Annotated in this window: 16 protein-coding genes; 8 read left to right on the plus strand and 8 right to left on the minus strand. The window is 61.0% G+C overall.

From position 1 onward, the window contains the following. Positions 1–80: 80 nt before the first annotated feature. Positions 81–1,139 (plus strand): phosphotransferase, encoded by a 1,059-nt coding sequence (locus ACRQEG_RS02305; protein ID WP_435730703.1) that lies wholly within the window; start codon positions 81–83, stop codon positions 1,137–1,139. On the opposite strand, the gene ACRQEG_RS02310 is transcribed toward ACRQEG_RS02305, so the two are convergent. Both ACRQEG_RS02310 and ACRQEG_RS02315 read right to left on the minus strand, forming a co-directional pair. Next, positions 1,087–4,929 carry an ATP-dependent helicase gene (locus ACRQEG_RS02310; RefSeq protein WP_435730701.1) on the minus strand — a complete coding sequence of 1,281 codons (3,843 nt, stop codon included), beginning with the start codon at positions 4,927–4,929 and terminating at the stop codon, positions 1,087–1,089. The two genes, ACRQEG_RS02305 and ACRQEG_RS02310, sit on opposite strands and share 53 nt — an antisense overlap. Then, positions 4,926–8,345, minus strand: a complete 3,420-nt coding sequence (locus ACRQEG_RS02315; protein ID WP_435730699.1) for a PD-(D/E)XK nuclease family protein — start codon at positions 8,343–8,345, stop codon at positions 4,926–4,928. Before ACRQEG_RS02315 ends, ACRQEG_RS02310 begins: the two co-directional genes overlap by 4 nt. A 196-nt stretch (positions 8,346–8,541) precedes the next feature. Here ACRQEG_RS02315 and ACRQEG_RS02320 point away from each other — a divergent pair, with 196 nt between their 5' ends. Together ACRQEG_RS02320 and ACRQEG_RS02325 are read left to right on the plus strand one after the other, a co-directional pair. Next, positions 8,542–8,766 carry a DUF3107 domain-containing protein gene (locus ACRQEG_RS02320; protein WP_087070621.1) on the plus strand — a complete coding sequence of 75 codons (225 nt, stop codon included), beginning with the start codon at positions 8,542–8,544 and terminating at the stop codon, positions 8,764–8,766. Between the two features lie 259 nt (positions 8,767–9,025). Continuing rightward, positions 9,026–10,723: a DEAD/DEAH box helicase gene (locus tag ACRQEG_RS02325; protein ID WP_435730697.1), complete on the plus strand. Its 1,698-nt coding sequence runs from the start codon at positions 9,026–9,028 to the stop codon at positions 10,721–10,723. 85 nt (positions 10,724–10,808) lie between these two features. On the opposite strand, the gene ACRQEG_RS02330 is transcribed toward ACRQEG_RS02325, so the two are convergent. Both ACRQEG_RS02330 and ACRQEG_RS02335 read right to left on the minus strand, forming a co-directional pair. Continuing rightward, positions 10,809–11,435, minus strand: coding sequence for a MarC family protein (locus ACRQEG_RS02330; protein WP_274735648.1), 627 nt, complete (start codon positions 11,433–11,435; stop codon positions 10,809–10,811). A gap of 216 nt (positions 11,436–11,651) precedes the next feature. Beyond that, positions 11,652–12,491: a PHP domain-containing protein gene (locus ACRQEG_RS02335; protein WP_435730695.1), complete on the minus strand. Its 840-nt coding sequence runs from the start codon at positions 12,489–12,491 to the stop codon at positions 11,652–11,654. 72 nt (positions 12,492–12,563) lie between these two features. Between ACRQEG_RS02335 and ACRQEG_RS02340 the strand changes: the two genes are divergently transcribed. Genes ACRQEG_RS02340 through ACRQEG_RS02360 form a run of 5 tightly spaced genes read left to right on the plus strand, consistent with a single transcriptional unit; the run spans position 12,564 to position 17,859 of the window. Continuing rightward, the gene (locus tag ACRQEG_RS02340; protein WP_435733765.1) at positions 12,564–14,090 is read left to right on the plus strand and encodes an aminopeptidase P family protein; all 1,527 of its coding nucleotides are present in this window, start codon (positions 12,564–12,566) and stop codon (positions 14,088–14,090) included. Further along, positions 14,090–15,394: a magnesium transporter MgtE N-terminal domain-containing protein gene (locus ACRQEG_RS02345; protein ID WP_274755784.1), complete on the plus strand. Its 1,305-nt coding sequence runs from the start codon at positions 14,090–14,092 to the stop codon at positions 15,392–15,394. Before ACRQEG_RS02340 ends, ACRQEG_RS02345 begins: the two co-directional genes overlap by 1 nt. Then, positions 15,387–16,034 carry a DUF1003 domain-containing protein gene (locus ACRQEG_RS02350; protein WP_016442990.1) on the plus strand — a complete coding sequence of 216 codons (648 nt, stop codon included), beginning with the start codon at positions 15,387–15,389 and terminating at the stop codon, positions 16,032–16,034. The genes ACRQEG_RS02345 and ACRQEG_RS02350 overlap by 8 nt, the downstream gene beginning before the upstream one ends. Continuing rightward, positions 16,021–17,175: an Mrp/NBP35 family ATP-binding protein gene (locus ACRQEG_RS02355; protein ID WP_435733766.1), complete on the plus strand. Its 1,155-nt coding sequence runs from the start codon at positions 16,021–16,023 to the stop codon at positions 17,173–17,175. Before ACRQEG_RS02350 ends, ACRQEG_RS02355 begins: the two co-directional genes overlap by 14 nt. Positions 17,176–17,235: 60 nt before the next feature. Next, on the plus strand, positions 17,236–17,859 hold the full coding sequence (locus ACRQEG_RS02360; RefSeq protein WP_274735657.1) for an O-methyltransferase: 624 nt from the start codon (positions 17,236–17,238) through the stop codon (positions 17,857–17,859). 167 nt (positions 17,860–18,026) lie between these two features. Here ACRQEG_RS02360 and ACRQEG_RS02365 read toward each other — a convergent pair whose 3' ends face one another. The 4 genes from ACRQEG_RS02365 to ACRQEG_RS02380 are packed head-to-tail and all read right to left on the minus strand — an operon-like array spanning position 18,027 to position 21,552. Continuing rightward, positions 18,027–18,194, minus strand: coding sequence for a DUF3117 domain-containing protein (locus tag ACRQEG_RS02365; protein ID WP_016442993.1), 168 nt, complete (start codon positions 18,192–18,194; stop codon positions 18,027–18,029). 55 nt (positions 18,195–18,249) lie between these two features. Next, a complete protein-coding gene (locus tag ACRQEG_RS02370) occupies positions 18,250–19,032 on the minus strand; it encodes an LOG family protein (protein ID WP_274735659.1) in 783 nt (260 codons plus the stop codon). Positions 19,033–19,090: 58 nt separating this feature from the next. Next, entirely contained in the window at positions 19,091–20,251 is a 1,161-nt protein-coding gene (locus ACRQEG_RS02375) for a mannose-1-phosphate guanylyltransferase (protein ID WP_320758172.1), read from the minus strand. Positions 20,252–20,253: 2 nt separating this feature from the next. Beyond that, positions 20,254–21,552: a YihY/virulence factor BrkB family protein gene (locus ACRQEG_RS02380; protein WP_320758171.1), complete on the minus strand. Its 1,299-nt coding sequence runs from the start codon at positions 21,550–21,552 to the stop codon at positions 20,254–20,256. Positions 21,553–21,554 lie beyond the last annotated feature (2 nt).

Genomic DNA, 21,554 nt, shown 5'->3' on the forward strand with positions numbered 1-21,554 from the left:
TGATGTGGATAGATCCGGTGGCCGGTCTATATCCGGGGTGTAGGCAAGCACGTGGCTGAGTTTTCGGATAAATTGAGGGGGTGACTACTTCTCCGCTCTATCTTGCTGCGCTTGCCGTCGGGGCTCTCGGCGTCGAGATTGTCTCCACGCGCCAACCGTTTGTTGAGACGGAAGATTTTGTTTCCGGTTGTGTCCTTGATTCTCAGGGGCGCCACTGGATGGTTAAAGTTCCTCAGAATGGCACGGCGGCAACATCCTTAGAAGCCGAGGCGGCTCTGGCCCCCCAGCTTTTGGAGGAATTGCGGGCCGGTCGCCTACCTTTCGATATCATGCGACCGGCTGGTTTTGTTGATGCGGATACCGGGGGCCGCGCGGTGGTCTACCCGGAGCCTTTTGGGCGGGCGCTGGTTTTCGAAGCCCTCGGTGAGGAAGAAGTACGGGAGATGGGGCGTACTCTCGCCGCGATTCACAGTATTGATCGGGATGTGGTGGCTCGTTCCGGGTTGCCTGTTTATACGGCTGGGCAGTGGCGTGACCGGGTGCGAGCCGAGCTGGAGGCAGCCGATCAGGAAACGTCCCTTCCCACGATTTTGCGCCAGCGCTGGATGGATGTGCTGGATAGTGACGAGGTGTGGGATTTTGAGGAAACGGTTGTCCACGGTGATGTGGCTTCCGATAATTTCTTGTGGTCGAATGGCTCGGTTGCGAGCGTGCTCGGTTTTGGTGAGGCGCACGTGGGCGACCCGGCTCGGGATTTAGCGGCGATGCTTGTTCTTGATGATGAACAGTGGCCGAGTTTTATTACTTCCTATGAGAATGCGCGCTCGGTTGAGCTGAGGGAAGCGGATTACACCCGTATTATTTTCACTTCGGAGTTCGCGATTATTCGCTGGCTCATGTACGGGATTCGTACGGGCAGCATGGAGATTAGGAACGACGCCGTCCAGATGCTCGGCGCGCTGGCTGAGGATGTACGTGAAGCCCCGGATTTGCTTCCCGCTCCCCCGGCATCGGAGTCGGCTTTCACTGAAAGTGCTTCCGATGCCGAGGCGAGCGGTGCGGATGAGCTGACCGGGGAGACCGCGGTTACTGCTCCTGATTGGGCAGACCCGCACGAAGCAGAATTTCCTCCTCGCTGAGCTTCCCGGCCCGTAGTTCCTCAGCTCTGTTTCCCCGCAGGTATACGAAGGAAGCGTCGATGTCCGCAAGGGGAACGCCGTGTGCCCGGGACCAGGCAAGCCGATAGAGGGCGAGCTGGAGTTCGCGGGCCGCTTTGGTTTCCCCGTAGGGGCGCCGCCCGGATTTCCAGTCCACGATAGTCACCGGGGCACGCCCGGGTACCTGAGAGGTATCAAAAACGGCGTCGAGTGCGCAGTGGACAACATGCCCCCCGATAACCACACCGAGTTGCTGTTCGATGGCGAGCGGCGGGTAGCTCGCCCATTCGGATGCTTCGTAGTTTTCATACATATGCATGATTTCTTCCGCGCTGAGAACAGGATCATGTTCGAGGGGATCCTCGCTATCAATATTGAGCACGGCGGCGCTCGCGTAACTATCAGCGATTTTTTCGTGCAGGATCGTCCCCAAACGCGCAGCTCGCGAGGGCTGGCGGGGAACCGGGCGGCGTTTATTGAGCAGGTATTCTTCCCGGTGTTCAGCCCGGTAGACCAGCTCGGTGGCGGTGTAATGCCCGCCGGCCTCGGTGTAGTCGGCTGTTTCCGCTTGCTGTTTGCGTGCGATGAGCCGGCCGATGACCTGGGTGAGTTCGGCGCGCTGGTCAGCATCGAGAGTTTCCGCCTCGATAGGGAGGCTGCGGGCCAGGTCACGCGGCCAGGCAAGCAGATCGGGCGCCTCGAAATAATGCGGTACGGGTTCGAGCACCGGCGGGTATACAACTTCTTCCCCGAAAATATCGACGAGCTCATCCACGCTCAAGCTGTCCGGTGCAATATCCGGGAATCCTTCCGGCAGCTTTACGGACGAAACCGTAGCAGGCGAGGCAACCAGCGTGAGCTCTCCGCTAGCGGCAGCTTCCCGCACCGCGCTCAGGAAGCACGAGGGAGGCCGCGTTTCAACGCCCAGCGCGTTCTCACTCCCATCTGCCGGGGTATCGGCAGCGTTCTTCTTCGCTTGCTTTTCTGCCTTCTGTACCCGGCCGGACACATCCTTCTCATCTTGGAAACAGTATCCGGCCAGCAGGAGCTCCCGAGTGGACCGGGTAAAGGCCACGTAGGCAAGGCGCCGCATTTCTTCACTTTCGTGGTACGCCAATTCGTCAAGGAACCGCGCATAGGTATTCGCGACGGTGATTTTGTCGAGATTACGAGCACCGGCCAGCGTAAATTGGGGCAGATACGGGTAGTCGGTGCGCAGGGGGTACGGGAAAATACCGGTATTGCGCGGCCAGGATTTCACACCTTCGGTCACTTCGGAGAACTGGCCTTTCACGAGTTCTGGTACGACGACGAGGTCACACCATTCCAAACCTTTGGCAGCATGAACGGTCATCAATTGGATAACGCCGGGGGTAACATCGACCGCGCTCTCCACCCGCGGAATATCTGCCCCGGATTCTTCTTCCCCGCCGTGTTCTTCTGTTTCCACCACGTCGAGCCATTCCACGAATTCGCGCATACCGCGCTGACTATCACCGTGCGCATAGGTGCGGGCCAGGGAGATGAATTGGTCGATGGAGGTACGGACCCGCTGCCCGCCTTCGCTGCGGGTAGCGGCCGCGGTATCGAGGCCGAGCAGGTGAACGGCCCGATCAATCTGATCGCCCAAAGCATTATGCAAACCGGAACGCAAGGATGCGAGGGTGGCGTTCAAGCGCCGCAGGCGTTCCCAGCCACTGCCGGAGAATTCGGCTTGCGCGGATCGGGCTGCTTGCTTGAGCTCAGCTTCGCCCGTTTCCGCCAGCTCCGGCGAATCCACGTGCTCACCCGTGCGCTCACACGGAGTCGTCGGGGTGCCCGCCAGGAGCATAAGCGCGTGGAGTGCCTCACCCAAATTGGCTTCATCACGGCTGTTGAGAAGGGGTTGCGCGGTGGCAGGTGTACCTTCTGCGCCAGGCTCGCCCTCGTGGACGGGTGCGGCGTCGTCGCTTATAAAACTGGCACGCACGTCGCTATCGACTTTGGTGACCGCCGCGGCCGCGTAGCGACGCGCCCAGCGCGAAAGCGCGCGAATATCTGCCACCCCGATATTCCAGTGGGCGAGTAAACGCGCGAGGAGGTCGCCGCGGGCCGGGTTGGCAGCCAGGCCGAGTGCGGCCCGCAGGGTAATGATTTCCGGGCGCGCCACTAGTGATTCCCCGCCCACGATCTCAAAGGCGAGGGGCTGGGGCACTGTGCTTCCGGGGTGAGCAGCAGATTCCCTGGCTAGCTGGCTATTGAGTTCCCGCAGGGCGGCGGCCATCATATCGATGTAGGAGCGTTTGCGGCACAAAACCGCGATCTCTGCTCCGCGCGGTGCTTCACCGCGAGCGCGCCGCTCTTCGTTTTCCGCGGCCACCCGCTCGCGTACCGCGAGGATATGCCGGGCGATACTCCGGTAGGAGTCTTCGCGCAGCAGGGTACGGATTTCGCTGACGCGCCCGGCTCCCGCTCCGGGCCGTTCCCGCAGCCGCAACGGCGCGATATCGGCACTATCTCCCGCGCTCCCCGCGGTTTCCGCGTTTGTTGGAGCGGGCCTGAATTCGGGTGGGAAATTCGGGTGGTCGCGATCTTCGCGTAGGAACGTGTCCCGTTCCAAGGGAGTGGCGACGGCGTTGCCTGCCGCGAGCACGGCTTGATCATTACGGAAAGCGGTGGAGAGCTGGAGTTTCTCTACGTGCCCGAAAATGCGGGTGGTGTGGCGTGCGAAGTTGGTGAGGGCGGCGGCGCTGGCGCCTCGCCACCCGTAGATGGCCTGGTTCGGATCCCCTACCGCGGTGATGGATAGGAAGCCGTCTCGTTTCGCGGTGAGTGCGCTGAGGAGGAACTGTGCCTGATTTTCATCTGTGTCTTGGTATTCGTCGAGCAGGATCAGGCGATAGCGGGACGAGATTTCCTTGGCGATTTGGGGATACCGGGTCATGATGCGCCCGGCGATAGCGACCTGGTCGGCGAATTCGGTAACGTTGAGTTCTTTTTTGAGCTGGAGGTAGGACTCCACTAGCCCGAGCACGACCTGTTGCTGTTTGGGTACTGCCGCTCCCCCTTTCAAATTGGTGAATTTCTTGGAGGCATCCGGGTACCAGCAGCGCGCGCTCATGATGCGTGTTGAGTCGGCACACAGCGTTTCCAGGGCTTGATCTTGGGCGGTGAGGAAAGCGCGGGCTTCTGCTAGCTCCACGCCGTTGGTGAGGATTCCTTGGGCGAAGGTGAGGGCGTCGTTGATGAGGCTGGAACGGCTGCGTTCGGCAAGGACCGCGGTACTAGCGCTGCTGGGCAGGGCGCTCACAACCTGGTCCATGAGCTGGACGCGTTCGGCATCGGTGATGAGGCGGGCGGTGGGATCGGCTCCGACCAGCATGCCGTAGGCTCCGGCGATGTCGTTCGCGAAAGAGTTGTAGGTGGATATCACGGGCCTGCGCATGGCGCTTCCCGCGTTGCTTTCTTCCGGGGCGAGGAGGCCGAGTTTTTCCAAGCTGGTGTTAACTCGTTCAGCTAGTTCTCCGGCGGCTTTCCGGGTGAACGTGAGGCCAAGAACCTCATCCGGGGTGACGTTGCCGCAGGCGAGGTGGTAGGCGATCCGGTCCACCATGGTTTTTGTTTTACCCGATCCGGCTCCGGCAACCACGAGGATGGCCGGCGCGGTGGAGGTGATAACCCGGCGTTGTTCCGCGGTGGGTGGGTGTTCTTGGCCGGCGAGGATGCGGTCTAGAGCGGCATCGGGTTCCGCTGGTGCCTGTGCTTTAACGTATTCGTGGGATGTGGGTGTCATGAGAAAATCCGTCCTTCTTGCGTGAGTGGACTAATGGATTGAACCCGGTCATTGGCTTCTTCCAAACTGGGAGAGACCGGCACGAAGCCACTCACCGCGATCTGGGCGGCGCTGCGTACCCGGTCTTCCGCGCGAGCCGCGCTCACCTCATCAAGAGGCTCTTGGGTGAGAACGGACGGGCTGTGCTGTTTCTTCAAGAAATTATGCGGGTGGACATATACAAGTTCCGCGCCGGCAGGGGTGTGTTTTTCACTCAGGGCCCACTGGTAGACCTGGAGCTGGGCGTGGTCCTCAGCCTGTGCCTCGCTGGGCTTATATTTTCCGGTTTTCAGGTCAATGACCCGCGCGCCTTCCCCGCGATTGACGAGGCGGTCAATGGAACCGGATACCCGTACGGGCGGGGTGCCGGGTAGCTCACGGCTAATCCGGCGTTCCACGCCTAGCAAGGTGTCATCCCGGTGGGAATCAAAATAGATATAGAGGTTATCGACCATGTCACTGGCTTGGTCTAAGAGGAGTTTGTCGTAATGGGTGGGAGTTTCGGATAGTTTTTCAGGCCAGAGTTCTACCAGTCGGGCGTGCATCTGCTCCTGGTTGGGTTCCTCAGCGAATTCTTCGGCGATACGGTGAACGAGGGTTCCGATGGAGGCGCTCTCAGTGCCTTCTTCCGAGCGCAGGCCCACTGCGGAACAGAATCCGTCAAGCGGGCAGGCAAGAAGGGATTCCACCGCTGAGGGACTCACGTAGACCGGACCGGGCACCGCTGCTTCGGTTGAGGTGGTGAGCTCATCCATCCAGGTGTGTGGATCCGCCGCGTTAAATCCGGCACTGCGCATTTTCTCTAGAGCTGCCCGGGCGAAATCGCTGGATTCTCCCCCGGCGCGTAGTGCCCGGCGCAGTACCCCAACGGTTTCCTCACTGCTGAGGAGCGCGGGCGGAATCGGTTGGGCAACGAGGGGCCGGTGCCCGAGGGGAAGAGTCATACCCCATCGCGGATCGCTGAGTGAGCGCACGGTGCGTGGAAGATTGGAACCGCTCCCACCGGCTCCCGCGCCGGCTCCCGCGCCCGCGCTAACACTTGCTCCGGCTGAATTTTCCGAGATGTCAAAGCCGAGCAGGGGGAAGAAGCGCGAAGGGGTATCTCCCATGCTGTCCGTGGTGGTCACGAGGAGACTGCGCCGGGAACGCGTAACCGCGAAATGTAATTGGCGTAGTTCATCAGCGATGACCCCCGCCGTGGAATCGCGATAGACCGCGCCTCCGCTAGCCGCACTTCCTGTGGTAGCAGCACCTCCTCCACTAACCGCGGTTCCCGCACTAGCCGAACCGTCTGCACCAGCCGCGGCGGCCGAACTGGCTCCGCCGGTAAACCTTCCGGTCACAAGTTCACTCAGGAGTCCGGTACCCGTGAGGGCATCGCGCGGGCGCGGATTGGGCCATACTCCATCCACCACGTGCATGAGGACAATATGATCCCATTCGCGCCCTTGGGCTCCCGCGGGAGTGAGGAGGGAAACGCTATCGGCTTGCGCGCCACCGCGCGCAATGGAATCTTCGGGGAGTTCTTGGGAACTCACTTCCTCCAGGAGAGTATCCACCGTGACGGCTGGGTCACGGTCAGCCATGCGTTGCGCCACCCGGAAAAGAGAAATAACCGCATCGAGATTCCGGTTGGCCCGATCAGCATCCGGGCCGTGCCCGAGGGCTAATTGTTGCCATTCTTCGGATTTTCCAGCGCCCTCCCACGCGGCCCACAGCACCTCTTCCGCTTGCATGGCGCAGGCCTCCCCCGCCTCCCGGATATGAGCGAGCAGAGCCCGCAAGGGTTCGAGTTCCGCTGCGGTAGGCCCACCGCACCCCAGGACGGCTCCGGTGAGAAGTTCTGCTTCACTGCCACGCTGCCCGGAGAGGAGGGCTTGGGCGCGCAGCCACCTGCCTACCCGTTTAATTTCGAGGGGATCCATTCCGATCATGGGTGAGGCAAGTAATGCCGGGATATCAACGCCTTCAGGGGTGGCGAAGGCATGCGGGCCGCTGGTGAAGGCAGCGCGGAGGAGGTCAAAGAGTGCGGCGACTGCCGGTTCGCGGTGGAGGGGTTCATCGCTAGCCTGGGGTGCTACCGGTATTCCGCGCCGCACGAGTGAGTCGCGGATCCGCCCGTGTTCGCTGCGTGCACGGGTAAATACCGCCATCTGCGCGTAGGGGGTTCCGGTGCGCAGATGTACTTCTTCCAGGTAGGAGGCCACGTAGGCAATTTCTTCTTCCATGTGGGCGAAGCTGGCCCCGCGCAGCGCATCATTCCACGGATCGGTTACCGCATCACCGCCACTGCCATGATCCGAAAGTCCCGGCCCGGCTCCGCGGTGGGCGTGCACGCCGCCGCCCACCGGGAGGGCCTGCTCAATGCGCTGGGCTTGGCTAATGAGAACGGAACCGCCGCGGTGCCGGACGTTGAGGTATACAAGATCCGCATCTAGGCCGCGGGGAGCGGGATAAGCAAGATCACCGGGGAGGGAATGCACCCCACCACGGAATCCTTGGACCGCGCTATCGGGATCACCAGCCACGATGATCCGTGTTCCCTGATCGCGCATCACCCCTAAGAGAGGAAGCATAGAACGCGGTGCGTTCTGGGCATCATCAACAAGGACCATTGCCCAACGGGGCCGCGGTACCGGGACCGTGCGGCCCGCTGCCGCCAGATGTTCTTCCCAATCCGCAAGCATATGGGTAGCCGCACCGACGAGCTGGCTGTGATCAAGACGATCCGGGCTAGCGGCCGAACCGGCCAGCGCATCCCCCAGAGTGCGCACCTCATCGTAACGGCGCATAAGCGCGCCGGCCAGGTGCCACATCTGCGCTTGGAGTTCGGGCACGCTGCGGTTTTCCGCCCAGGCTTCCAGCTGGCCGGCATCCAGGCCGAGTTCGCGAGCGCGGGTGATAAGGTTACGCAGCTCTTGGCGTAATCCGGGAAGATCACGTACATCCTCTGTAACAAAATCGGGGAATTGTATCCCCGAGTATTCATCACTGAGAATCTCCCGCACGATACGATCCTCATCAGGACCGGAGATCAATTCCGGTTTTTCCCGGCCCAGCGCTTGGGCGTAGCGCTGCACGATGGCGTAGGCGAAGGCAGAAAGAGTGCGGACCTCCAGGTTTTCGGGGCGCACCCCGGCCGCCAAGGTGAGCAGGTGTTGGAGGCGCGCTGCGGCGCGCCGATCCTGGGTGATCACCGCAATATTTCCCTCACGGAGAGCCGCGCGGGCGATATGCGCGAGGACGGTGGTTTTCCCGCTTCCGGGCGCGCCAATAATGCTCAGCGTGCCCGGGGCTAATCCGCCCGCGGACCGTGCCAGAGCCGCGCTGACCGCTGCCTCTTGCGAGGCATCGAGTTGTTCGACGATGCTGTCCACCACGATCCTTTCTTCGCAGGTGCGTTGTTAGGATTAACCATACGAGAGGCTTACGACAAAATTTTTTGTCGTAAGAGGCCGCTACTGTGGAGGCATCGCGAACGCTACTGTGAACGCATCGCGAAGATGAGCTATCAGGCTCCTTCACGGCGGTGCCTTATGGCCCCGCATCCCTAGAGTATTCAAGGAGAAACATATGGAAATCGTGATTGGTTTTCGTGAAACTACCCGTGATTTGATTTTGGAAACGGATGCCTCGGTTGAGGAATTGCGCGCACTTGTCGATGCCAGCCTGGGTGGAGAAGGCAAGCCTTTGCGTATTACCGCGAAGAAGAATCGTGAAGTCACTATTCCCGCCGATGCTATTGCTTTCGTGGAAATCCGCGAACAGGATACCCGCCGGGTTGGCTTCGGTCTCTAGGAGATTCGTGGTGCACGGGAGGTCGCGGCGGCCCGGCCGGGTTAGTGCCGTAGAATAGCCGGGAGCCTGAGGGCGTGTACGCCGCCTCCAGGCGTGATTGATATGTGTAGCTGCCCGGTCGCTGGGGATTGTCGCGATCGGCTGCTACGCCGGGTGGTGTGCTCGGTCGCCGGTGTGTAACCGGCTGATGTGGCATATATCGCAACTGCTGCACCCGCCCCTAGCTCGTGCGCGTTAGCGCACGCAGAAAGGACAGCATATGGCTTCCGGAGTGATTGATTCCTCCCGCGCTCATGAACCCACCGACACCTCCCCCGCCGCCGATATCACCGGTACGGGAGAGGGCCTCGAAACCAAGTCTTTCGCAGATTTCGGAGTTTCCGAACCCATCGTTCGTGCCCTGGCAGAGCACGGCATTACCCACCCGTTCCCGATCCAGGCACTCACCCTTCCCGTTGCCCTGACCGGGCACGATATTATCGGTCAGGCCAAAACCGGCACCGGGAAAACTCTCGGTTTCGGTATTCCGCTCCTCGAGGTCGCCGTGGGCCCGGGAGAAGAAGGCTGGGATGCCATTTCCCCGGCAGATCAGGGTAAGCCCCAAGCACTCGTCGTGCTTCCCACCCGCGAACTGGCCAAACAAGTTGCTTTGGAACTGCGTAACGCCGCCGCCCACCGCAGCTTGCGTATCGTCGATATTTACGGTGGGCGCGCCTATGAACCCCAGCAAGAAGCACTGGCCGAGGGCGTCGAAATCGTGGTGGGCACCCCGGGTCGCATCATTGACCTCATGAAACACGGTGTCCTCGCACTCAGCCGCGTTCGCACCGTGGTCCTTGATGAGGCCGATGAAATGCTCGACCTCGGTTTTTTGGACGACGTCGAAAAAATCCTCTCCGCAGTTCCACCTACCCGCCACACCATGCTCTTCTCGGCAACCATGCCCGGCCCCGTCATCACCATGGCACGCCGCTACATGACGAAACCGACGCATATTCGTGCCCATACTCCCGGTGATGACAGCGCCACCGTGAAAAATATTCGCCAGGTTGCCTACCGCGTCCATGCTCTCAATAAAGATGAGGTGGTCTCGCGCATTCTCCAGGCCCGGGGCCGGGAGCGCGCCATTATTTTCTGCCGCACCAAGCGCAATGCAGCCCGCCTGGCAGATACCTTGCGCGAGCGCGGATTCGCGGTGGGATCCCTGCACGGCGATCTGGGCCAAGGTGCTCGGGAACAAACCTTGCGGGCCTTCCGTAAAGGCAAGATTGACGTGCTTGTTGCAACCGATGTAGCTGCCCGCGGTATTGATGTGGACGATGTTACCCACGTCATTAACTACCAGTGCCCCGAAGATGAAAAGATCTATATTCACCGCATCGGCCGCACCGGCCGGGCCGGGAACAAGGGTACCGCCGTGACCTTCGTGGATTGGGAAGATATGCCCCGCTGGTCACTTATCAGCAAGCAGCTCAACCTCGGGATGGCCGATCCGGTAGAGACCTACCACACCTCCGATCACCTCTACACCGATCTTGATATTCCTACTGATGCCGGCCCGACCCTCCCCGAATCCCAGCGGGTGCTAGCCGGCTTAGATGCCGAAGAAATTGAGGATCTGGGCGAAACCGGCCACTCGCGGGGCAGGCGCGGGAATTCCCAACGTCGCGCGGCTCGCCGTGGCGGGCACGAACGCCGTGGCTCACGCGAACGTGGCGGTGCGCGCCATTCTTCTTCCGCCGGTGGATCGCGCCGTGCCACATCCACGGACACAAAGACCGAGGGGCAGCGCTCGGGAAACGGGCGTCGTCGTGCTGAAGAAAAAGAACAGCGCAGTACTTCCGGGCGCACCCGCCGCAAATTCAGCACCCCCAGCACGCGGGCCGAAACTTCCGCGGCTAGCGAGCAGGCAGGAACGCAGCGGCGGCGTCGTAAACTCTCCCGCAAACTGGACTAAGAAGGATTAACAAGCTCAGGCGGGCAGCTCCACATTTCCCGGAGGTGCCCGCCTGCACTTTAAGAAGTGTGCGGAAAAGAAAAACTTAGGCAGCTCCCGGCCACACGGACACCGCGCCGGCAATAATAAGCTGCACCGAAATAGCGGCCAGCAGCATACCGGCAATGCGGGTGAGGAACACCGTGCCGCCTTCGCCGAGGAGCCGGTGCATGGGCGAAGCGAAACGCAAAACCACCCATTCAATAATGTGCAGCAGAATAAAGGCCGCGATAATCGCGAGGATCCCACCCAAAGAATCGCCAGATTCCTCCACCTTAATCATGATGGCAACAATCGCGCCGGGACCCGCCAGCAGCGGAATCCCCATGGGAACCAGGGCGATATTCACCGAGGAAGCCTTCGCTTCTTCTTCTTGCGGATTGGATTCGTCCTGCATGAGCTGGAGGGCGACGAGCAAAAGCAAGATACCGCCGGAAATCTGCATGGCGGCGGTGGTGATTCCCAGCAAATCCAGAATGTATTTACCGAAAACCGCGAAAATCGCCAGCACAATCGCGGAGGTGAGGACCGATTGCCAGGCCGCGCGATTACGTTCTTTATTGGTATTACGCGCGGTAAGAGCAATAAAAACCGGGAGGTTACCCAGCGGGTCGGCGATGACGAACAAGGTCATGAAGGTGGACAAGAAGATCGTGACATCAAAGACGGCCACGGGGCAGTACCTCCTGATTCTCCCCGGCGACCAGGTCCTCCACATCCGCAGGAGCGGTTTTACACCGAGCCGGATTTATAACGACACCATCCTAAGACATCCCCGCGATAATCGAAAAGACATCCTGAAAGTTTTCACGGCCGTGCCCGCACCAGCGAAGAATGGCGCTCGCAGGTACCCGGCTCCCGCCGGAACGCTACGGCAGTGAAGCGCGTTTTAACCTAGCACAGGCAAGGCGGTACCGTCGACCAACTCGGCGATAATTTCCGCGCTCGTGGTGTATTGCCCGAGCCGATTCGTTTTCCCACTCCCGTGATAATCACTCGCCCCAAAACCGCGTAGCTGCAGCCGCGCGGCAATGCGTTCCAGGCCCGGCACTAGCTCCGGATCATTTTCCGGGTGGCGTAGCTCCACCCCAAAAAGCCCGGCCGCGGCCATCTCATCAAAAGCACGCTCGGGCACGACCTTATTGCGTGCGGGTGCCACCGGATGAGCAAGGACCGCTTTCCCGCCCGCCGCCGTGACCATCCGGATGGCCTCGCAGGCCTGCGGCGCATAGTGGGACACATAATACGGCCCGTGCACGGAAAGATAGTGGGTAAAAGCCGCGCTCCGGGTGGGAACCACACCGGCCGCCACCAGGGCATCGGCAATATGGGGACGCCCGACCGTCGCCCCCGGAGGGGTATGAGCCACCACGTCATCCCAGGTGATCGGCACATCCGCGCTGAGCTTATCCACAATGGCCCGGGTTCGCGTCAGGCGCGATGCCTGCGTGGTGACGATATGTTCCTGGATCGCATGATCATTCGGATCAAAAAGATAGCCGAGAATATGGCAGGTGATCCCTTCCCATTTCGTGGATAGCTCCATGCCACGGATAAGAACGACGCCGCAGGAGGCCGCCGCAGCGGCGGCCTCCTCCCACCCGGCCACCGTATCGTGGTCGGTGAGCGCAATTCCGGCCAGACCGATACGCTCAGCTTCCTCCACGAGTTCGCGTGGAGTGACCGTGGAATCGGAAGCGGTGGAGTGAGTGTGGGTATCGATAGCCATGCTCTCCAGCTTAGCCGGCGGTGAGTGCGGGAAAAGTTCCCGGGTCTTTTTATGTCGGGAAAGGGTGCGATAATGGACGGTATGACTACCAAGGGACAGCACGATCAGGATACTGCGCAGCAAAATTTGCGCGCTCGCGGAAATAACCGTTCTCAGCAGCCCAGTAACCTCGAATTTCGGGAGTTCATGGGCTCGGATTGGGGCCCGCGCCCCGAACCGGCACCACGCACGGAGGTGGCAGATTATTTGCCGGCACGCCACGCCGCTCTTTCCGCACTTTTCCCGGGTGAACGGCTCGTTATTCCAGCCGGGGAAACCAAGGTACGCGCTAATGACACCGATTACCGCTTCCGTGCCCACTCTGCTTTCTCGCATATGACAGGCCTGGGCGGGGAACAGGAACCGGGCGCGGTGCTTGTTTTCAACCCGCGTGAAGAAGGCGGACATGATGTCACCCTGTACTTCTACCCGCGCGCCTCGCGTTCCTCGGAGGAGTTTTATTCGGACCCGGCCCACGGGGAATTCTGGGTGGGAGCCCGCCCCTCCCTGGAGGAAGTGAGCCGCGCCACCGGATTGGCCACCGATTCTCTCGATAACCTGCCCGATGCCCTCGCGAAGGATCTTGGGGAAGGCCAGGTGAGTCTCCGGGTGCTCGCGGAAGCATCGGAACAAATCACCGCACAGGTAAGCGATTTGCGTGCCGCGGCCGGGCTGTCCCAAGATGCCGCTCAGGATATGGAGCTGGCCCAGGCCCTCTCTGAACTTCGCCTCATTAAGGATGATTTCGAGATCCGGGAAATGCGCAAAGCTGTGGCCGCTACCTATTCCGGTTTCGATGAGATTATTCGCAGCCTGCCCCGCGCGGTTGCCCACCATCGCGGGGAGCGCGTGGTGGAAGGTGCATTCTTTGCACGCGCCCGCGAAGAAGGTAACGGCCTGGGATATGACACCATCGCGGCCTCCGGTAACCATGCCAATACCCTTCATTGGATGACAAATGACGGCGAAGTTCGCGATGGCGATCTTATCCTCGTGGATGCCGGGGTGGAACTCGATTCTCTCTACACCGCAGATATCACCCGCACCCTCCCGGTCAGCGGCACCTTCACGGCAAACCAGGCGGAGGTCTATAACGCTGTGCTCGAGGCCGCTGAACGAGCCTTGGAAGTGGCAGGTACTCCCGGTGTGAAATTCAAGGATGTGCATGCCGCCGCCATGGAGGTTATCGCTAGCTACCTAGAAAAGTGGGGTATGCTTCCGGGCACCGCAGCCCAGTCCCTGTCTCCCGAAGGCCAGTACCATCGGCGTTGGATGCCGCACGGCACCTCCCATCACCTCGGCTTGGATGTGCATGATTGCGCGGCCGCCCGCCGGGATATGTACCTGGATGCGGAACTGAAACCGGGGATGGTCTTCACAATCGAACCCGGCCTCTACTTCCGCGAAGATGATCTCAAGGTTCCCGAGCGTTTCCGCGGTATCGGGGTGCGCATCGAAGATGACATTCTCATCACGGAAAACGGCGCCGAGCGCCTCTCGGAAGATATACCGCGGACCATTGCCGATATCGAAGAATGGTTCACGCGGGTGCAGCGCTGATGAAAACCTCGCAAAATTCTCGCGTTTTTATTGGGCGGCTGGCCGGTACCCCCGTCTACGATCCCATTGGCGACCAGGTGGGTACCGTCCATGATGTTGTCGTGGTGTTCCGCGTCAAAGGGGTACCTTCCGCGGTCGGGCTCACCATTGATGTGGTGGGGCGGCGCCGGGTCTTTCTGCCCATTACTCGCGTCACCTCCATCGCGAACGGCCAGGTCATCATTACGGGTGTGCTCAATATGCGGCGCTTCCAGCAACGCAGTTCGGAAACACTCGTCATGGCTCAGCTCATTGACCGCGAGGTGGTGGTCCGGGAAACCGGCACCCGTATGAGCGTCGTGGATGCGGCCATTGAGCCGCTGCGCGGGCGCGAATGGGGCCTCACCCAGGTGTATGTGCGTGGAATCGGCACGAATTCCCGCCATTCTGAAATCCTCAAGGTGAGTGAGGTGGCTGGTCTCTCCACGGCGAGCCACACCCAGGGTGCCGCTTCCATCGTCTCCCAGCTGGTGGATCTCAAGCCTTGGGATATCGCGGAAATTTTGCGTGATTTACCTGAAGAGCGTATGCAATCGGTCGCCCGCGAGCTCACGGATGAAAAGCTCGCGGACGTCTTGGAAGAACTCGGTGATGAGGACCGCGTGACGGTGCTGGCAGGTTTGGATGTGGAACGTGCCGGTGACGTTTTGGACGTGATGCAGCCCGACGACGCGGCCGACCTCATGGCCGATCTGCCTTCGGAAACAGCAGCGATCCTCCTCGACTCCATGAGTGAAGGCGAAGCGCAGGATGTGCGCCGCCTCCTCACTTATGATGAGCGCACCGCCGGTGGTCTCATGACCCCCAACCCGGTGATCCTCGGTCCGGATGACACGGTGGCGCAGGCCCTGGCCGCGGCATCCCGCCCGGATATTCCCCCGGCGCTGGCCGCGGTGGCTTTTGTGTGCCGCCCGCCTTTGGAAACCCCCACGGGGCGGTATTTAGGTGCGGTACATATCCAGCGGGCGCTGCGCGAACCTCCCACCACGATGCTCGGTTCTATTCTGGATCGGAATACCGAAGGCGTGGATCCGGAAGCCCCCATCGGTTCGGTCACCCGCGAATTGGCAACTTATAACCTCACCGCGGTCCCGGTGGTGGATCAGGGACTCCTCCTCGGGGCAGTCTCCGTTGACGACGTGCTCGACCATCTCCTCCCCGAGGATTGGCGTGATATGGATGATTCCTGGGAGGGCGCTGATACTGAGGAAAGGCCCGTAGACTCCCCCGCCGCATCCACGACGAACGAGGTGAACCGTGGCTAATGATTTCAATGAACCGCTCGAACGGCGCAGCCGCTTGTTTCGGCGCCGCCGGCGCAAAGATCCGGAAGCTGCCGGGCGCGCCGCGGAAAGCATTGCCCGTTTCCAAGGCACCGCAAGTTTCCTGGTTTACCTGACTATTTTCGTGGTGGCGTGGCTGGCGTGGAACACCATGGCCCCCGAAAAATGGCAATTCGATTCAGCCGAATTCGGTTTCACAGCGCTTACGCTCATGCTCTCCTTACAGGCCTCTTATGCCTCGCCCCTCATCCTGCTGGCCCAGAACCGCCAGGATGCCCGAGACAAGGTGAGCGCCGAACAGGACCGCCAGCGCGCTGATCGTAACCTGGCAGATACCGAATACCTCATGCGTGAAATTGCCGGCTTGCGCGATGCGGTTGGCGATATGGCCACCCGTGACTTTGTGCGTTCGGAATTGCGCGATTTACTCCACGAGCTTGATGACCGCAATATTGATCGCGCCGCCGAACGCGAAGAACGCATCCGTGAATTGCAAGAAGAACTCGATGCGGTCAAGGCCCAGCGCGAAGCACGCGATGTTCCCGTTGATCCGGGAGATGACCACGCCCGCGCCGCACTCGACCTTGACCGCCCTAGGGAGGAGCCCGGTGCCCACGAGTGATCCTGTTTCCGATTCGGTGCCGCGCTCACCCGCGGCCCCTCCCCTCACCAAGGATCGGGTTCTGGAGGCCCTCTCCGGGGTTATCGACCCGGAATTACGCCACCCGATTACCGAACTGGATATGATTCACGGGCTGCGGGTGAGCCCGGAGGGCGCCGTCACCCTGACGGTGCTTCTCACCACCGTGCACTGCCCGCGCCAAGACGTGATCGAACGGGAGGTACGCGAGGCCATCGCCGCACTTGCCGGCGTCAGCACCGTTGCCATCACCATGGGTGCCATGACTCCACTCCAGGTGCAACACCTGCAGCAAAAGCTGCGCGGCGGGCGCACCACAAGGGAGATTTCTTTTGCGCGCCCCGATTCCCCCACCCGCGTTATCGCGGTGGCCTCCGGGAAAGGCGGGGTAGGCAAATCCTCAATAGCCGCGAACCTCGCGGTTGCACTGGCCGCCACCGGACAGCGCGTGGGCCTCATCGATGCCGATATTTACGGTTTTTCTATCCCCGGGATGATGGGAGTGGACACTCCCGCTCAGCAGCTCAACGGCATGATCATTCCCCCGGTCGCACACGGCGTGAAAGTCATGTCCATCGGTATGTTTGTGCCGGGTAATACCCCGGTGGTCTGGCGCGGCCCTATGCTTCATAAAGCCCTCGAACAATTCTTCGCGGACGTGTACTGGGGGGATCTTGATTATGTTTTCCTCGATTTGCCGCCCGGGACGGGCGACGTCGCTATTTCATTGGCGCAGATGCTACCGCGCGCGGATATCCTCGTTGTGACGACGCCGCAAACGGCTGCCGCGGACGTGGCTGAACGAGCCGGTGCAGTTTCTAAACAAACGGAGCAGACAGTTATCGGCGTCGTCGAAAATATGTCCTACCTGGAACTACCGGACGGAACAAAAAATACAATTTTTGGTTCCGGCGGTGGACAGCTCGTCGCCACGAATCTCAGCGCAACGCTCGGGTACCCGGTCGAACTTCTCGCCCAAATTCCGCTGGAGCCGGCACTGCGGGAGGGCTGCGATGCCGGAACACCATTCGTCCTCGATATGGTGGACTCCCCCGCGCGCGATATTTTGCGAGCCCTAGCGGCACGTATCCAAGAGCTGCCGCGGCGCGCATGCCCCGCGTAATGGCACAGCGCACTATGATAGAAACATTGCTGCGCACGATCCCTGTTATGGAGGAGGCTTATGTCCGATCGGACCCTGGCGTGGACATACGCTGAAGATGCCGTTATCGAAGGGGATATTACCCGGGCGGCCCGCGCCACCGCCGCTGAATTCTCTATCCGGTGCGTGAGCCCAGCCTGCGGGAACTTCCTCACGGTCCTGGCTGCCTGCGCGAAAGTCAATAACGCGGTCGAAATCGGAACGGGCAGTGGAGTTTCCGGCCTCTACCTGCTGCGTGCCGGGGATATTCACCTCACCACGATTGACGTGGAGTCCGAAGCCCAGCATGTGGCACGTTCCCTCTTCGCTCGAGCCGGGGCCCGCCCTGGAAAAGTGCGCATTATTAACGGGCGCAGTGCTGATATTTTGCCGCGACTAGCGGCCCACTCCTACGATATGGTGCTTGTCGACGGCGATCCCCTCGAGGCGGCCGGTGACTGTGAAGAAGCTTTGCGGATTTTGCGACCCGGGGGCCTATTGGTAGTGGCTGGCGCCCTCCAGGGCGGTAAGGTCGCTGACCCGGCGCGCCGCGAAGAACCCGTGGTGGCCATTCGCCATCTCATTAAAGCACTTATGCAAGCCGAAGAACTCGATACTAGCTTGGTGCCTCTGGGCGATGGAGTACTAGTCTGCCGGCTGCGCTAACCGGGCCATTCTTCGTTTAAAAGGAGTTTTATCTGGTACCGGTGGCTGACTAGTTAGCCACTCACCCTTTCACCAGGATGCTCCGGTTATAAGCATGCATGTATCCGGGGGCCGCGCCTGCCGGCCGGCCCCCGGATAGGTAGTCGATGCAGATACTTCGGTGGTGGTTACTTCTCCACACTTGCGAGAGCTTCTTTAAGGCTCACGCATTCTTCATCGTTGAGTTCCAGGACGAGGCGTCCGCCGCCATCCACTGGGATGCGGACCACGATTCCGCGCGCTTCACGTTCGACTTCCAGCGGTCCATCACCCGTGCGTGGCTTCATAGCTGCCATAGTGGTTTCCTTCCTGTTCGCCGCAACTATGCGACTAACGTCACCCCTAATTCTACTAGAAGTCCGCCACCTGTTCGCGGCGAGCTTGTCGCGTGGCTTGTTCCGCAGTAAGGGACCTCTGACCTGCGATAAGAGCATCGACAGCCTCATGGGCGGTATCCACCACGGTGAAAATATTCGGATCTGCGGGCGAAATCATACCTTCGCTCACCAGGCGCCCGCGGATCCATTCCACGAGACCGCCCCAGAAATCGCTACCCACCAGCACCACCGGGAAACCGGCGACTTTACCTGTTTGTACCAGGGTGAGGGCTTCGAAGAGTTCATCGAGGGTACCAAAACCACCGGGGAGCACCACGAAACCTTGAGAATACTTGAGAAACATTGTTTTGCGCACGAAGAAATACCGGAATTCAATGCCGAGATTGACGTACTCGTTGAGGCCCTGTTCGTGCGGGAGTTCAATTCCCAGGCCGATGGAGAGACCGTCATTCGCCGCCGCGCCTTTATTGGCGGCTTCCATAATCCCCGGGCCGCCACCGGTAATAATCCCGAAGCCTTGCTGGCTGAGAATATCGGCGGTTTCTTCGGCCACCCGGTAGTAACGGGATTCGCGCCCGATGCGCGCCGAACCGAAAATCGAGACGCAGGGTGGTACGTGGGCGAGCGCCCCGAATCCTTCCACGAATTCGGATTGGATGCGCAGCACTCGCCACGGGTCGCTGAGGGTCCAGTCCCCGTTGCTCCGGTTGGACAGCAGCTTGGTATCCGCGGTGATGGGCGGGATCTGGGCACCGCGCCGGGTTTGTGCCCCGCGCCGATAGTCGCGTGTATTCATGGTTTCTATTGTCCTTCGCTACCTACGCGCCTTCCACTTCGCTACGCGGAGCGGAAAACTACCTGAGCTCGGCCAGCCCGGCCGCGTCCAGGCCGTCAACGGCTTTTTTGACATCCTGAGCTTTATCGCGGGTGGTTACTAGCAGGGCACTTCCGGTATCGATAACGACGGCGCCCGGTACTCCCACCACAACAACGGGCTTCGTCGAGCTGTACACCAGAGAATCCGGCGCGTCAACGGCGAGCACCGGGGCCCCCGTGCTTCCCGGGGCGCGTTGGGTGGTGAGCTCCCCCGCAGGGATACCTTCAGCGAGGGAATCGTAATCTCCCACATCGGACCAGCCCATATCTGCTGGTACCACGGCAACCCGGCCCGCAGCAGCTGCCGGTTCCGCTACCGCCCTGTCAATGACTTCCTTCGGGATGGACGCCCATATTTCTTCTACCTGCGGATTTTGCCGGACCGAGTCCAGATCCCACAATTGAGCAAGCTGGCGCAGCGGTGCGGCGATATCAGGGCGGTATTCGGTGAGCATATCCATAAGCGTGGCCGCCCGCGCCACGAAAATCCCGGCGTTCCAATAGTAGCCGCCCTGCGCGAGATAGCGCGCGGCGGTTTCCGCATCCGGTTTTTCTACGAATTGTTCTACCTGCAAGGCGGCGGTGCTCTCCAGCGGTCCACCGGCGTTCTCCGTGTTCTCTCTGCTAGCGGGCGATCCGCCGGCCGGAGATTGACCGGGAAGTGCCGCGCCCGCACGGATATAGCCAAATCCGGTGGCCGGTCCGGTTGGAGTAATCCCGAGGGTAACAAGATAACCTCGGGAGGCAGCCTCCAGCGCCTTGCGCACGGCCGCGGTGAACGCCGCGGTATCGGAAATACGGTGATCGGCCGCGAAGGAACCAATCAGAGCATCCGGATCTGCGCGATGGGCGAGCGCCGCGGCAATACCGATAGCGGCCATAGTGCCACGCGGACTCGGCTCAACCACATAGTGAAGGGGCGTCGTAATACCAGCCAGTTGATCGCGCACAGCCGCGGCATGTGCGGTGCCCGTCACGGTGTAAATACTGGACGCCAGCGGGGCAAGCCTGGTCACCGTATCGTGAATCATGGTGTGCCCCGAACCGAAATCAACCAGGAACTTCGGGTGGCTGGCCCGCGAGAGTGGCCACAGCCGCGAACCGGCTCCCCCGGCGGGAATAATCGCATGGAATGTCACGCCTAGCTATCCTTTCGCTGCGAGCGCGCAAGTTCGCGTTGTCCGCTCACGTAGTGTGCGCGAGCTTCCTCAGCTTTAAGCTGTGCCTCACGCGCCTTTGATTCTAGCTTTTCGGCCCGGCGGCGGGCCAGGTTACCGGCCAGGCCTCCCCATTCGGGGAGCTCTTCTTCCTCCTCGCCGGTGGCATTATTCGGTTCGGGCAGGAGGGAACCGGTGATGGGATCATGGGGCCACGTGAGTGTTTCCGGAACGGAGAGGGTGACGTAATTGGGCGTGGTGGTACCCCGCAATTCTTCCGGATCCTGCGCTACGTAAGCCCTTGGCGGGTTCGCCATATACGCGGAGACCATGAGCACAATACGCGAAGCGAGGTTGAGCCACAGCAGCAGGGTGGCAATAGCGGCGAAGGGCGCGAGGAGCGGGTTTCCGGACACGCTGGATACCGCGGAGGTCCCCACCACCCGAATGATGGAGAGGAGGAACGCACCGAGGGCCGCCCCCGTGATGAAATCACGGCGGGGCACCCGGATCCCGGAGGTGAAGCGAATAATGAACATGATGACGAGCGCGTCCACGGTGGCCGCGAGCAGGAAGACCGCGATTTTGGTTCCGAATTGCACGAAGGCCCCGTCCATTCCAACATGGGTAAGGAGCATGGTTCCCACCGAGCCAACGAGGGAACCGATGATCGCGGAGGTAAGGATCCCCAGGGCGAGCACCACGAATCCGGCAAGGCGGAAGAAGATGCTCACCACCCCATTTTCGGTTCGTTGATTCACCCCGAACATGGCACCGATGGCAGTGGAGAGCCCGGCCATAATGGACATGGCCGTCCACAGCAGCACCGCGCCAGCGATGATGGTAGCCACCACGGAGGTTCCCGAGAGGATGAGGTCATCGGGATTGATGAGGCCTTCCCCGGAGGAATCTTGGAGAATACCGGGGAGGGCCGCATTGACGCCATCCACCACGGTTTCCCGCAGCTGCGCGTTTCTTCCGAGAGTAGCCATAAAAACGGTCCAGGTTATGGTGAGAGCCGCGGTGATGGCGAAAAGCGCCGAATAGGCGATTCCACCGGCGAGCAGACCCCCACGGGCCTTTCCGTAGCGACCCAAGCCCCGCATAATACGCGTGCCTTGCGCCCATTCGGCCAGGGCTTTTCCTTTGCGAACGACGCCGGCTATCCCGCTTTCCGCCCCTTGTGCTCCGCTGGGTGCACCGCGCCGAGCGGCTTGCCGCCCCTGCCGGTCCACGCCGAGAGCTTGAGAGACACCGTCCATCATTGAATTCCGCTTTGTCACAT

Source organism: Actinotignum stranguriae (assembly GCF_051265215.1).
Lineage (GTDB): Bacteria > Actinomycetota > Actinomycetes > Actinomycetales > Actinomycetaceae > Actinotignum > Actinotignum schaalii_C.

Bases quoted from the DNA above. Each gene is read 5' to 3' on its own strand.
- ACRQEG_RS02310 (WP_435730701.1), bottom strand. From the start codon at position 4,929: ATGACACCCACATCCCACGAATACGTTAAAGCACAGGCACCAGCGGAA.
- ACRQEG_RS02345 (WP_274755784.1), top strand. From the start codon at position 14,090: ATGAAAACCTCGCAAAATTCTCGCGTTTTTATTGGGCGGCTGGCCGGT.
- ACRQEG_RS02360 (WP_274735657.1), top strand. From the start codon at position 17,236: ATGTCCGATCGGACCCTGGCGTGGACATACGCTGAAGATGCCGTTATC.
- ACRQEG_RS02325 (WP_435730697.1), top strand. From the start codon at position 9,026: ATGGCTTCCGGAGTGATTGATTCCTCCCGCGCTCATGAACCCACCGAC.
- ACRQEG_RS02370 (WP_274735659.1), bottom strand. From the start codon at position 19,032: ATGAATACACGCGACTATCGGCGCGGGGCACAAACCCGGCGCGGTGCC.
- ACRQEG_RS02335 (WP_435730695.1), bottom strand. From the start codon at position 12,491: ATGGCTATCGATACCCACACTCACTCCACCGCTTCCGATTCCACGGTC.
- ACRQEG_RS02320 (WP_087070621.1), top strand. From the start codon at position 8,542: ATGGAAATCGTGATTGGTTTTCGTGAAACTACCCGTGATTTGATTTTG.
- ACRQEG_RS02365 (WP_016442993.1), bottom strand. From the start codon at position 18,194: ATGGCAGCTATGAAGCCACGCACGGGTGATGGACCGCTGGAAGTCGAA.
- ACRQEG_RS02340 (WP_435733765.1), top strand. From the start codon at position 12,564: ATGGACGGTATGACTACCAAGGGACAGCACGATCAGGATACTGCGCAG.